Source organism: Sphingomonas sp. IC081 (assembly GCF_006874585.1).
Taxonomy (GTDB): Bacteria; Pseudomonadota; Alphaproteobacteria; order Sphingomonadales; family Sphingomonadaceae; genus Novosphingobium.
Genome location: NZ_CP029761.1, coordinates 376974 through 389894, shown reverse-complemented (window position 1 = coordinate 389894; position 12921 = coordinate 376974). Strand labels below are relative to the sequence as shown.

General features: G+C 65.9%; 9 protein-coding genes. 4 read left to right on the top strand and 5 right to left on the bottom strand.

The window, feature by feature from the left end; translation table 11 throughout:
- Window positions 1-105 precede the first annotated feature (105 nt).
- The 3 genes from DM450_RS01945 (at window position 106) to DM450_RS01935 (ending at window position 5515) form a co-directional block, all read left to right on the top strand.
- Window positions 106-1623 carry an MFS transporter gene (locus DM450_RS01945; protein ID WP_142632357.1) on the top strand — a complete coding sequence of 506 codons (1518 nt, stop codon included), beginning with the start codon at window positions 106-108 and terminating at the stop codon, window positions 1621-1623.
- A 152-nt stretch (window positions 1624-1775) separates the two neighbouring features.
- Window positions 1776-4406 carry a TonB-dependent receptor gene (locus DM450_RS01940; protein WP_185928682.1) on the top strand — a complete coding sequence of 877 codons (2631 nt, stop codon included), beginning with the start codon at window positions 1776-1778 and terminating at the stop codon, window positions 4404-4406.
- Between the two features lie 593 nt (window positions 4407-4999).
- The gene (locus DM450_RS01935) at window positions 5000-5515 is read left to right on the top strand and encodes a porin family protein (protein WP_142632355.1); all 516 of its coding nucleotides are present in this window, start codon (window positions 5000-5002) and stop codon (window positions 5513-5515) included.
- A 136-nt stretch (window positions 5516-5651) separates the two neighbouring features.
- On the opposite strand, the gene DM450_RS01930 is transcribed toward DM450_RS01935, so the two are convergent.
- From DM450_RS01930 to DM450_RS01920, 3 genes are all read right to left on the bottom strand, one after another.
- Window positions 5652-6767 carry an arabinogalactan endo-beta-1,4-galactanase gene (locus tag DM450_RS01930; RefSeq protein ID WP_142632354.1) on the bottom strand — a complete coding sequence of 372 codons (1116 nt, stop codon included), beginning with the start codon at window positions 6765-6767 and terminating at the stop codon, window positions 5652-5654.
- A gap of 14 nt (window positions 6768-6781) precedes the next feature.
- Complete coding sequence (galA, locus tag DM450_RS01925; RefSeq protein ID WP_142632353.1) at window positions 6782-9301, bottom strand: beta-galactosidase GalA; 2520 nt, start codon at window positions 9299-9301, stop codon at window positions 6782-6784.
- 164 nt (window positions 9302-9465) lie between these two features.
- Window positions 9466-10188, bottom strand: a complete 723-nt coding sequence (locus tag DM450_RS01920; RefSeq protein WP_142632352.1) for a FadR/GntR family transcriptional regulator — start codon at window positions 10186-10188, stop codon at window positions 9466-9468.
- Between the two features lie 239 nt (window positions 10189-10427).
- On the opposite strand from DM450_RS01920, the gene DM450_RS01915 reads away from it, so the two are divergent.
- The gene (locus tag DM450_RS01915) at window positions 10428-10880 is read left to right on the top strand and encodes a tRNA (cytidine(34)-2'-O)-methyltransferase (protein ID WP_142632351.1); all 453 of its coding nucleotides are present in this window, start codon (window positions 10428-10430) and stop codon (window positions 10878-10880) included.
- A gap of 312 nt (window positions 10881-11192) precedes the next feature.
- Here the strand turns inward: DM450_RS01915 and DM450_RS01910 are convergent, their stop codons facing one another.
- Both DM450_RS01910 and DM450_RS01905 read right to left on the bottom strand, forming a co-directional pair.
- Window positions 11193-11444, bottom strand: a complete 252-nt coding sequence (locus DM450_RS01910; RefSeq protein WP_142632350.1) for a hypothetical protein — start codon at window positions 11442-11444, stop codon at window positions 11193-11195.
- A gap of 288 nt (window positions 11445-11732) precedes the next feature.
- A complete protein-coding gene (locus DM450_RS01905) occupies window positions 11733-12917 on the bottom strand; it encodes a pyridoxal phosphate-dependent aminotransferase (RefSeq protein ID WP_142632349.1) in 1185 nt (394 codons plus the stop codon).
- Window positions 12918-12921 lie beyond the last annotated feature (4 nt).

The window sequence follows — 12921 nt, the reverse complement described above, 5'->3', positions numbered from 1 at the left end:
CCATGGCATTCGTATGCATCTTGCCCAAGCGCGCGCCCCATGCGAGGCCCGGCGTCACACAAACGCCGGGCCGCGATGCCTTGCGGAACCAGGGAAAAGGACGTGATGGATCAGGCGGTTTCGGGCGCGATCAGGGCTGAAAAGCCGCGGCAAGGCTGGGCGGGCCTGTGGAACATCAGCTTCGGCTTCTTTGGCATCCAGATCGGTTTTGCGCTCCAGAACGCCAACATGAGCCGCGTGTTCCAGTCGCTCGGCTCCGCGATCGACGATCTTCCCGCGCTGTGGATCGCCGCCCCGCTGACCGGCCTGCTGGTGCAGCCGGTGGTCGGCCATTTGTCCGACAGAACGTGGCTCGGGCGGCTCGGACGGCGGCGCCCCTATTTCCTCGGCGGCGCGCTGCTGGCGACGCTGGCGCTGCTGGTCATGCCGGAAAGCTCTGGCCTCCTCATGGCGGCGCTGCTGCTGTGGATGCTGGACGCCAGCCTCAACGTCTCGATGGAGCCGTTCCGCGCCTTTGTCGGCGACATGCTGCGGAAAGACCAGCACACCGCAGGTTACGCCGTGCAGACCGCCTTCATCGGTGTGGGCGCGGTGGTCGGCTCGCTGTTTCCCTATGTCCTCGACCATCTCGGCGTCAGCAACGTCGCCGCCCCCGGCGGCATTCCCGATACCGTGCGCTTCAGCTTCTGGGCGGGCGGCGCCGCGCTGCTTGCCGCCGTGCTGTGGACGGTGCTGAGCACCCGCGAATATGCCCCGCACGAACTCGCCGCTTTCGACGGCGAGGACCCCTTCCACGCCCCCACCGCCGAGGCGCTTGCCGCGCGCAGCCCGCTTGGCGGCCTCGCCTGGATCGCCGCCGGTGCAGCGGTGGCGCTGGGGGTCTGGGCGTGGCATCTGGAAAAGGAAGTCTACCTGCTCGGCGGATTGCTCGCGGGCTACGGGCTTGCGGTGATCGCCGCGATCCTGCTCGCCCGCGCGGGCCGCAGCGCCTCGATGCTGGCCGGGATCGTCGGCGATTTTGCCGGCATGCCGCCGATCATGAAGCGCCTCGCCTTCGTGCAGTTCTTCAGTTGGTCCGCGCTTTTCATCATGTGGATCAACACGACCCCGGTGGTCGCGCAGTACCACTTCGGCTCGGCCGATCCGGCAAGCGCCGCCTATCAGCAGGCGGGCAACTGGGTGGGCGTGCTTTTCTCCGTCTATAACGGCGTCGCCGCCGTGGCCGCACTGGCCCTGCTGCCATGGCTCGCCCGGCGCATCGGCAAGGCCCGCACCCATGCCCTGTGCCTGACCTTCGGCGCCCTCGGCTTTGCCCTGTTCCTGGTGCTGCGCGACCCCCACCTGCTGGTGCTGGCCGAGATCGGCATCGGCATTGCCTGGGCGTCTATTCTCGCCATGCCCTACGCCATCCTCGCGAGCAGCCTGCCGCAAGCGAAACTCGGCATTTACATGGGTCTTTTCAACGTCTTTGTGGTGCTTCCGCAGCTGCTGGTGGCAACCGTGATGGGCTCGATCATGAAGGCTTTTTTCCCGCACGAGCCGATCTGGACGATGGCCTTTGCCGCCGCAACGCTGCTCGTCGCGGCTGTCGCTGCGCTGCGAATCAAGGCCCCGGCAGACTGATAGCGCTACCTTAAAACAGCGCCCTTCCCGACACCCTCGGCAATCCGCCATTTACCGCGATTCCCGGCGCTTCCGATGGCTGCGCGTTGACTTTCATGTCCGACAAATATAATTGTCCGATAAATAAGACATCTGCTTATTGGGAGGGATACGTGGACCTGAAGCTTCGCACCGCATTCCGTGCGTCCAGCGCGCTCGCCATCGCACTTGGCGTGCAGGCGCTTTCGCAGCCGGCATTTGCACAATCGACCGACACTGCAGCAGCCGACCAGAGCACCGCCGAAAACGACGCCATCGTTGTCACCGGCCTGCGCGCCTCGCTGCGGGACGCGCTCAACGCCAAGCGCGCGCAGACCGTCGTCACCGAGCAGATCAGCGCGAAGGACATCGGTGCCCTGCCCGACGTCACCATCGCCGATTCGCTGGCCCGCCTGCCCGGCGTCACCGCCACGCGCGATCGCGGCAACGCCAGTCAGGCGGCCGTTCGCGGCCTCGGCCCCCGCCTCGTGCTCGGCCTCATCAACGGCCGCGAGGTCGCCTCGTCCGAGCCCGACCGCAACGTCCGCTGGGAAATCTACCCCTCCGAAATCGTCTCGGGCGTGACCGTCTACAAGTCGCAGGCCGCCAACGTGATCTCGGGCGGCGTCGCGGCCACCATCGACATCCGCACCGTGCGCCCGCTCGATTACCAGGGCCCTGCCCTCACCGTGCGCGCCGGCGCGCTCTACAACGACGGCGGCAAGGACATTCCGGGCTATTCCGGCTGGGGTTCGCGCGGCAGCGCCCAGTACATCGGCCACCTGACCGACAATCTCGCGGTTGTCGTGGGCGGCACCTTCCAGCGCCAGAAGAACGGCTACAACTCGTTCCAGGGCTGGGGCTACAACACCTACGACGTCAACGGCGCCTCGGCCCCCACGCTGAACGGCGAGCCGGTCAACGCCCCCTGGGGCGCGCAGACCGAGATCAAGGCTCTCAAGGAAACCCGCTGGTCCACCACCGGCGCGATCCAGTGGAAGCCGACCACCGACTGGGACATCAACCTCGACGTTCTCTACTCCAAGGTGAAGATCGACGAGAACCAGGCGCAGCAGTGGTACGGCCGCTCGAACGGCTGGGGCGACTGGGGCGGCACCATCGGCGCCCCCGGCGACATCTACCAGGACGGCAGCTACACCCTCTCGGGCAACACGATCACCGGCGCGACGCTGAACAACTACTCGTCGGTCACCAACGCGATCGCCAAGTACACCGAGGACAAGAACCTCTTCGTCACCGGCCTCAACGCCAAGTACGACGACGGCGACTGGACCGTGAAGTTCGACGCCTCGTACTCGCGCGCACGCCGCGACAATTCGTGGGGCGCGCTCTACGTCGACATGTGGCCCGAAAGCACGACGTTCGCCACCGGCCGTAACCAGGTGCCCAGCGTCTCGGTCAGCGCGAACACCGCCGACCTTTCGAACCAGGTCGTCTCGGGCGGCCAGTATGACGGCCCGCAGCGCCTCAAGGACGACCTCGGCGCCGGTCAGGTCGACATCTACCGCCATCTCGACAGCGGCTTCTTCACCGGCTTCGGCGCGGGCCTGCGCTATTCGAACCGCGTGAAGAGCTACGATGCCTACAGCGCCTCGGTCTCGGGCAGCGGCACGATCGATTCCTCGTACCTCACCGCCTTCGACGTCCACGGCTTCGACGTGCCCACGCTCGTCTGGGGCAACTACAAGACGCTGGCCGCCGAGTACCTCACCATCGGCACGCCCGTGCAGGACAAGTCGAAGTACTGGCGCGTCAAGGAGGACAACTTCGAAGGCTACCTGATGTCGGACTTCGCGGGGTCCTTCTTCACCGGCAACCTCGGCGTGCGCTTCGTCAACGTGGCGACCCACTCGAACGCCTTCTCGGGCCGCACCTACTGGGACGGCACGCAGAACGTGACCGAGTATTCGCCGGTCAACGACAACAGCAAGTACTTCCGCGCGCTGCCCAGCCTCAACCTCAACTTCGACCTGACCGACACGCTCAAGCTGCGTGCCGGCGCCGCCCGCGTGATCTCGCGTCCGCCGCTCGACGAGCTGCGCGCCAGCCTCGCGCTCAGCAACTATCCGCCGACCAACACCGCCTCGGGCGGCAACCCCTACCTGAAGCCGCTGATGGCGACGCAGGGCGACCTCAGCCTCGAGTGGTACTTCCACAAGGATGCGATGATCGCCGTCGCCGGCTACTACAAGGACGTGTCGAGCAACGTCGGCTATACCCAGACGCAGCAGGTCATCGGCGGCGAGACCTACACCGTCACCTCGCCGGGCAACGGCAAGGGCGGCCATGTCGCCGGTGTCGAAGGCACGATCCAGACGCCGTTCTACTTCCTCGGGATCGACAACTTCGGCCTCTACGCCAATGCCAGCTACGTCGATTCGAACATGAAGGAGCTGGCGCCGGCCAGCAATCCGTTCCCGGCGGTGGGCCTCACCAAGTTCACCGGCGAGTTCGATCTCTGGTATTCGGGCCACGGCATCGACGCCCGCGTCGCGCTCAAGCACCACAGCCCGTTCACCGTGATCTACGGCTGGGATGCCTCGCAGCTGACCCGCCTCGAATCCGAGACGACGCTGGGCGCCAGCGTGTCCTATGCGATCAACAAGAGCATCTCGGTCCGCTTCCAGGCGAACAACCTGACCAACCAGGTCGCCCGCTTCTACTGGAACAACGACCCCGACCAGATCGCCCGCTACGAGAAGTATGGCCGCAGCTATCTGGCGGACATCACCTTCAAGTACTGATCTTCCAGATCGGGCCGCGCCTCCATCGCGGACCTATAACCGGCCCGCCCATACGGGCCGTAACCTCGAAAAGGGGCGCCAACTCCTCCCGGCGCCCCTTTTTTCGCGCCTGCTGCCTTGGCAAAAGCGCCGCCGGTTTGTGCAAAAGTGTAACCTTGTGGCGCAAAATCATCACCTTGCGGCGCCCCATCACGCGCAGCCCGCGCATCCTGGGCTCAAGCGGCAGCAGGCCTGCTGAAAACCCGATGAAACGGCGATTCCAGGCCCTTCCGGCAGGGCGGACAAGGGCCTGCGCAGCACCCCGCCCGCCCGGCCGCTGCCCCAAAATCGCCACGAACCGGCCGGCGCCATGACGAAGCTGTCACATTTGTGAACGCCGACATTACGGCCCATTAATTTTGAGTACACCCTTGAACGACCATAGCAAATTCATCCCAAGGGGTTGCTCGACAAACATATCACCCCCCGAAATGCCCGAGCAACATGGCAGAAACGAACCAAGCAAAGCACCGCAGGTCGAGTAATACTCGATTTACTGGCCGATGAACGCCGCCCTTTGGATCTATATTTATAATGGAATTATGAGGAATCTTATGAAGTACATCGTTCTTTCGGCTGCCGCCGCTCTCGCTGCTTCGGCTTCGGTCCCCGCCTTTGCGCAGGACGGCGAGCCTTTCACGGGCCCGCGCGCCGGAATCACCATGGGTTTCGACAAGATCCAGGGCGATGAAGGCTTCTCGTACGGCGTCAACGCCGGCTACGACATCGGCGTTGCCCCCCGCATCACCATCGGCCCCGAAGTGACCCTCGGCGACGCCACCACCGACAGCGCCGCGACCGACGTCAGCCGCGATCTCACCGCCTCGGTGCGCGCCGGTTACGTGGTCACCCCGAAGGTCCTCGCCTTCGCCAAGGTCGGCTACACCAACACCCGCTTCGAGCCGGTGGCCGGCGGCAACTACTCGCTGGAAGGCGTGCGCTACGGCGGCGGTCTGGAATACTCGGTGACGCCGAAGACCTACATCTCGGCCGAATACCAGCGCACTGAATACGAATCGAACTTCGGCGGCCGTGACGCCGGCGTGGTCGGCATCGGCTACCGCTTCTAAACACTTCCGACCCGCCACCGAGACGGGAAGGCAACAGGAACGGGAAGGGTTGTCCCCCGGGACACCCTTCCCGTTTTTGCGTGTATCAGCCTGCCCCCTTCCCGGCGGCCTTCCCGGCTAACTCCCTGAAGGCTGGTTACTTTGCCGTCTTGGCGTACGACTTCGACAGGAAGTCCATCGCCGGCAGCACTTCGTGGCGCTTGAGGTCGAACCAGGCGGCGTTTTCCCAGTTGGAGCCGGTGCCCCAGCGGGTCTTGCACTGGGTCGAGACCCAGTCCGGCGCCCAGTAGACGACACCGTTGCCGCCCGCATCCACCACCGTCTGCGTCAGGTCCTCAAGATACTTGAGCTGGCCCTTGGGGGTCGCCGGATAGCCGGGGATCAGCGAATCCGTGCCCAGCAGGTTGGTCGAGGCATCGGCGCTTTCCTCGGTGAAGGGATAGGCGGTCTCCACCACCATGACATCGGCGCCGTAGCGCTGGTGCGCGGCCGCAATCACCTTGGCGAGGCCCGACAGGTTGTAGGTCGACCACTTCGAATAATAGCTGATGCCGATGATGTCGTAATCGAGCACGCCCGCCGCCGTGGCATCGTCGAACCAGGGCAGCACGTTCTCGGGCTGGGCGATGTGAAGCATGACCTTGATCGGCTTGCCGGTGGCCTTCGATGTCTCGCGCACGGCGGCAACACCCGCGTTCAGCAGGCTGGCATTGCGCTTCCAGTCGATCGCCCTGGCCTTGACCCCGCCCATGACCTCGGGATTGGTCTCGTTGCCGACCTGCACCAGTTCGGGCAGCTGGCCCGCCGCATCGAGCCTGGCCAGCACCTCGCGCGTGTAGTCATGCACCGCGGCGATTTGCTGCTCGGTGGTCATGCCCGCCCAGGCCTTGGGGACGATCTGCTTGTCGCCGTCAGCCCAGTCGTCCGAATAGTGGAAGTCCAGCAGCACTTCGAGGCCCGCCGCATGGGCGCGGCGCACGGTCTTGAGCACGTCCTCGTAGTTCGAATAGTGCGTCCACTCCGGGTCGTTCCAGATGCGCACGCGCATGATGTTGCCGCCCTTCTGCTTCAGCAGCACGAAGGGATCGACCGGCTTGCCCTTCTCGCGGAAGACCGCGCCGCAGTCCTCCATCTCGTTGGCGAACGACAGGTCGGCGCCGAGGTAGAGCTTGTCGGCCGCCTTTTCAGCCGCAGGGGCCTGAGCAGCCGACAACAGGGTGGCAGCCGCAAGCGCGGCGCGGATGGCTTTCATGGAATGCATGTCCTTCAGGAATGGAAGCTGAGGTCGATGGCCGCGCTGGCCAGCCCCGCGCCCGAGACGGTAACGCGCACCGCCCCGCTATCGCCGGTGCCCTGCACGATGGCCTGCGCGAGCCCGTTGAACGCCTTGCGCGTCGAGCCCTTGTCCGGCTCGGTCGAGGTCGGATTGCCATTGCCGAGGCCGATGATTGTGCCCGGGCCGGACACCGCGAACGTCAGCGCACTGTCGGCGGTCGGCACCACATTGCCCGCCTTGTCGAGCACCTCGATCCGCAGCATCGCCGCATCGGCAATCGCGGCGGTATAGCGCTTGCGGTCGGCCGTCACGCGCAGCCGGGCCGGAGCGCCTGCCGTCACCCGCATGTCCTGCGCGGCGAGCTTGCCGCCGTTGTAGCCGCGCGCCTCCAGCTTGCCGGGGGCGTAAGCCACCTGCCATTCGAGGTGGCCGTTACGCGGCATGGTCTTGCGGCCAAGGCTCTTGCCATTGAGCAGGAGTTCGATCTCCTCGCAGTTGCCGTGCGCCCAGACCGGGATCGGCTGGCCTTCGCGGCCCGCCCAGTTCCAGTGCGGCAGCAAGTGCACCAGCGGCTGGTCCGGCCGCCACCAGGCGCGGTAATAATAGTAGTTGTCCTTGGCGAAGCCGCAGCTGTCCATCGCCCCGAAGTAGCTCGCAACGCTGGGGAACGCCGGATAGGGCGTGGGCTCGCCGCGGTAGTCGAAGCCGGTCCAGATGAAGCCGCCGGCGATATAGGGCGCGTTGGCAACGATGGTCCACCATTCCTCGGCGGTGGAGGCCCACCAGGGGTGCTCGGTGTCGTAGGCCTTGACCACATGGCGCGCGGCGTCGTTCTCGTAGGCGCCGCGGGTGGAAACGGTGCTGCCCGTCTCGGTGCCGATCACCGGCTTGTTCGGGTGGCGCTGGTGCCAGGCCGGGATCTTGTCAGTGCGGTAGTTGAAGCCGACGACGTCCACCGCCTCGGCGGCGCCGCCGTCCCAGCCCTGATCCATCGCCTGGGTGGTGAGGCGCGTGGGATCGAGCGCCTTGCAGCGCGCGACCAGTTCGGCCGAGATGCGGCGGCCACGCTCGCTGCCCTGATGGCCTTCCTCGTTACCCACCGACCACAGGATCACGCTGGGGTGGTTGCGCGAGGAGAGGATCATCCGCTCCAGCTCGTCCATCGCTTCCGGGTTGGTGGTGTTGAGCCGCGTTTCCGCGATCATCATCATGCCCTTGCGGTCGCAGATGTCGAGCAGCGCCTGCGCCGCCGGATTGTGCGCGCTGCGCCAGGAATTGACGCCCATCTCGATCGAGCGGTCGACCCGCCATGCGTGCAGCGCATCGGGGATCGCACTGCCGACCCCGGCGTGGTCCTGATGGTTGCACACGCCCATCAGCTTCACGTTCTGGCCGTTGATGGTGAAGCCCTTCACCGCATCGAAGGTGACGGTGCGAATGCCGAAGGGCGTCTCGGTGCGGTCCGTCACCGCGCCGTCACGCAGAACTTCGGTGATGAGCGTGTAGAGCACCGGGCTTGCGGGCGACCACAGCTGCGGCGCGGCGATATGGGTCTCCTGCGCGGTCTCGGTCCGGCCGAGCGGCGCCAGTTCCACCTGCCGCTCCGCCGCGCGCGCGACCTCGCGGCCTGCACCGTCGCGGACCGTCTGGCGCAGCGTTACCGCCAGCGTGCCCTCGGACTGGTTGGCAAGCGTCGTCGCCAGCGAAACCCGGGCACCTTCCGCGTCGATCTCGCTGCGCACGCAGGTGCCCCACTGCGGCACGTGGGCGGCATCGGCGCTGACGAGGTGAACGTTGCGATAGATGCCCGCGCCTTCGTAGAACCACCCCTCGCCCAGCGAGGCATCGACGCGCAGGGCCAGCTGGTTCGGCCCGCCCTCGTAGTCGAGGAAATCGGCGATATCGACCTTGAACGGCGCATAGCCGCTCTCGCTGCCGCCCGCCTCGAAGCCGTTGACGAAGACCTTGCAGGCGCGGAACACGCCGTCGAACTCAAGCCAGACCGCGCGGCCCTTGTCTGCCGCACCGACAGGCAGACGCAGGCGATACCAGCCCACGCTGTTTTCCGGGAAGGCGCGGCCGATCGCCTTGAAGCCATGCGCGGCAACGGCATCGGCCTTGTCTTCCGGCGCGGGCGCGGCGGGCGGCGCAAAAGGCAGGTCCACCGCCCAGTCGTGCGGCACCGAGACGGGCGACCAGCCGCTCTCGTCGAAATCGGCGACGGCTGCCGGAGAGGTGACAACGCCGGGCTTGGCATACGTGCGCTGGTTGATGCCCCAGTCGAAATCCTTGGCCATGTCGGCCGCATGGCCCATGTGGAAACGCCAGCCCCGGTCGAGCAGCCAGGTACGGCGCGGACCGGCCGCAGCGGCAGCGGCGACCGCTTCCGTTCGCGCGCACGCAATCTGCGGCAGCGTCGTCGCCGCCAGACCGGCTGCGCCAAGCGCCATGGCCTTGCGGCGGTCGGTCGTCAGAATCCGGGGCCGGACGATTTGGGGGGTGTCGGTCATGTCTTTCAGGGGCTCTCTTACGTGTCGCTGAGGCAGCTGTTCTCGGCACAGTCGGGAGCCCGCCCGATCACGCGCGTGACCGGGCCCATGCAGTTCAGGCTCCCCACTCTTCGCTTATTTGTATGATATATATGTTCAGGACGGTCAACCGCCCTGCCCACCCATCAGCCCGCGCTTTCGTTGTGGTGGATGGCGCCGAGGACATCGACGATGATCTTTTCCATCCGCGCGCGGGCCAGGTGCGGGTCGCGGGCCAGGATCGCGCGCATCACCCCCTCGTGCGCATCGAGGTCGGCGCTGCGCCCGACGATGCGGTTGGTGTAGTGGATAGAGGTCTTGAGCGCGGTGGAAACCACGTCGCGGAACTGCCCGAAGAACGGATTGCCCGAGGCCTTGAGAATGGCGACATGGAAGGCGACGTCCGCCTCCAGTACATCGTCCTGCCCGGCCTCGGCGGCCTGCATGCGCGCGAAGCCCGCCTCGATCAGCGCCCGCCCCTCCTCGCTGGCCGCCTGGGCCGCCAGCGCCGCTGCGGCAGGTTCGATGGCGACGCGCAGCTGGCTGAACTGCCTGAGCAGGTCGATGGAAAAGCGCCGCTCCAGCATCCAGCGCAGCACGTCGGTATCGAACAGGTTCCACTGGCTGACCGGCAGGATCGAGGTGCCCTGCCGGGGCCGCGCGGTAACGAGGCCCTTGGCAGTGAGCATCTTCACCGCCTCGCGGGTGACCGAGCGGCTCACCCCGTGCTGCTGCGACAGCTCCATTTCGGTGGGAAACGAACGCCCCGTCCAGGTGCCGCCGACGATCTGCGAGCCCAGACGGTCGAGCAGCCCATACGTAAGATTGCGCCCCAGCGCGTCGCGGTTTTCCTGCGGGTCTACGGGCATGACAGTCGCGGCATCCTCACTATTTCAGAGCGTGATCCGTTCGTTCCGAACCGAAGGCCGCTCTACTTATCGTTTGTTTGTCGCGTTTTCCGAGTCACCAGGTGATTCCACCTGGTTAGAAAACGCTCTATCTCTTTAATCATATAAAAGGGCATTACTGGACCTTGGCAAGCGGAAACGGGGCAGGATTTCGCGCAAGCAGACTTGCAAGCCACGCCCGACGCCGCCAAGCAGCGGCCATGCGTATTGCCCTGTTCGAACCCGAAATCGCCGGAAACGTCGGCGCCGTCATGCGCCTCGGCGCCTGCCTTGGCGCGACCGTGGACCTGATCGAGCCGATGGGCTTCGAATGGGACGACAAGCGCGTGCGCCGCACCGCGATGGACTATATCGACCACGTCGCCATCACCCGCCACGCCGACTTCGAAGCCTTCCGCGCCACCGTGGGTTCCAGCAGGCTGGTGCTGTTCACCACCAAGACCACCCGGTCGGCCTATGCGTTCGAATATAGAGCCGACGACATCCTGCTGTTCGGCAAGGAAAGCGCGGGCGTGCCGCAATCGGTCTCCGACATCTGCGACGAGCGGGTGCGCATCCCGCTGCGCGCCGAAGTCCGCTCCCTGAACCTCGCCACCGCCGCCGCCCTCGCACTGGGTGAGGCGCTGCGCCAGACGGGAAGCCTGCCGGGCTGAGGCAGAACGGTTCAGAAGAAAAGGGCAGTTTCCGGGGGATGATCCCCCGGACCCTCGGAGCGTCCACCTTGCGCCCTGCTCTTCACGTTGCGCTCTCATTGTTGAGGACGGCGAAAGGGCCTTCGGCCACGCGAGATAGCAGTTATCGACTACCGTTCTTTGCCTGCGAAACGGCAGGAATGTTGGGGGAGCCAGAGGTCGCCCCACCCACCCCGCTCATCCTGAGCCTGTCGAAGGATGGAAGCCTTGCGCCCCGTCTCGGGGGCTTCGACAAGCTCAGCCTGAGCGGGTGGCGGGGGCGGCTTTGGGTGGTTAGCGGCCCTTTCGCTTTGAAGGCAGCGAAGGCTGTTGCCGCCGTTCGGCCGTCTCGATTGCGACCTTGATAAGGTCGACCGCCACTTCCTTGCCGAAGGTGTTGACCGTCATTGGGCCGTTGTCGGGTATGCTCACATCGAACACCACATCGCTGTCAACTGATAGGATTTCCAGACGGATACCGTCGAAGGCAATATCACTTGCCCATTGGTATCCCACTGTTTGACTGCCGACTGTCATCGTGCCCATTTGATCTTCTTACAGCCCGCAAACCGTGTCCGCTATCGGGAAAGAACCGAGAGGCGCACTATGACCAAAATGGGGCGCACCCTGTCATTCCGCGTTTTATCCCACCCCGCTCAGGCTGAGAGATCAGCTACGGAGCGTATCCGGAAAGTCCGCCCCGCCCCCAAAAAAAACGGACCCGGCACGCCCCTCCCCTTGCGGAGCGTACCGGGTCCAACCTGACGGGCGAACGCCCTGCCGCCATCCGGTCCATGCCCCCATGAACCGGCGCGGCAGGGGCGATGCCGGCGATCAGGCCATCAGCACCTTGTCGAGCGCGAGGCGGAACTTCTGCATTTCTTCCGCAGAACCCACCGTCACGCGCGACATCGTCGGATAGGCGCTCCACGAACGGCCGATCTGCACGCCTTGCGCCAGCAGCGCCTCCATCATCGCCTTGGGCGGCTTGCCGCCCCAGTCGACCATGAACATGTTCGCATGGCTGCCCGGCAGCACCTTGAGACCGCGCTTCTCGACATGGGCGATGCTGGCCTCGCGCGCGGCGATCATCTGGTCGCGGCGGGCCTTGATCTGGTCGGCCAGCGTCAGCGAGGCGGTGCCGCAGGCCACGGCCGTCATCGGCAGCATTGAGGTGACCTGCCCGCCGTCATAGCGCATCATCTTCTCGTGCAGCGCCTTGGACCCGAGCGTCAGGCCAAGGCGCATGCCCGCCATGCCGAACAGCTTGGAGAACGTGCGCATCACCAGCACATCGTCGCGCGAGGCGGCGAGCTTGGCGGCGTTTTCGGTGCCGGCGAAGTGGATGTACGCCTCGTCCACCAGCAGCACCGCGTCCTTGGGCTTGTTCTCGGCCAGCCAGACGATGTCGGCAATCGGCGTCAGCGTGCCGGTCGGGTTGTTGGGCGAGCAGATGTAGTAGAGCCCGGCGTTCGGATCGGCGGCCAGCATGGCCTTGACGTCATGGCGGTAATCCGAGGTGAGCGGCACCTTGGTGACCTTGGCGCCGATCCAGGCACCGGTGCGCCAGATCGATTCGTAGGTCGGGTCGGCGGTCACGATCCCGCGCGAGGGCGAGGCGAAGGTGATCGCGGTGCGGCTGAGCGGGTCGCTCGACCCCGGCCAGGCGACCACGTGGTCGACCGGAATGCCCTCGACCTGGGCGACCGCCGCAAAAAGCTTGGCGTGGTCGTCGTTGGGCTCGTAGCGGTTGCCCTGCGAGACGATCGCCATGGCCGCCTGCGCGCCGGCCGGGAACGGACCGGTCCAGCACTCGTTGGCGCCGATGCGCACCGCGCCCGCCACCGCCTTGGCCGCCTGCTGCGCGCTGGCCGGCATGACCTGCATCGCCGCCATGCCGCCGCCCAGCAGCGCCGCGATCCTGCCCAGGTTGCGGCGCGAATAACCGCGCGCCAGCAGGTCCTGCGTTACCTCTTCACCGCCGATACGCTCGGCCAGCATGTCTTGCTCAAGCTGCATCTTT

Bases quoted from the DNA above. Each gene is read 5' to 3' on its own strand.
- DM450_RS01910 (WP_142632350.1), bottom strand. From the start codon at position 11,444: ATGGGCACGATGACAGTCGGCAGTCAAACAGTGGGATACCAATGGGCA.
- DM450_RS01915 (WP_142632351.1), top strand. From the start codon at position 10,428: ATGCGTATTGCCCTGTTCGAACCCGAAATCGCCGGAAACGTCGGCGCC.
- DM450_RS01920 (WP_142632352.1), bottom strand. From the start codon at position 10,188: ATGCCCGTAGACCCGCAGGAAAACCGCGACGCGCTGGGGCGCAATCTT.
- DM450_RS01935 (WP_142632355.1), top strand. From the start codon at position 5,000: ATGAAGTACATCGTTCTTTCGGCTGCCGCCGCTCTCGCTGCTTCGGCT.
- galA (WP_142632353.1), bottom strand. From the start codon at position 9,301: ATGACCGACACCCCCCAAATCGTCCGGCCCCGGATTCTGACGACCGAC.
- DM450_RS01945 (WP_142632357.1), top strand. From the start codon at position 106: ATGGATCAGGCGGTTTCGGGCGCGATCAGGGCTGAAAAGCCGCGGCAA.
- DM450_RS01930 (WP_142632354.1), bottom strand. From the start codon at position 6,767: ATGAAAGCCATCCGCGCCGCGCTTGCGGCTGCCACCCTGTTGTCGGCT.
- DM450_RS01905 (WP_142632349.1), bottom strand. From the start codon at position 12,917: ATGCAGCTTGAGCAAGACATGCTGGCCGAGCGTATCGGCGGTGAAGAG.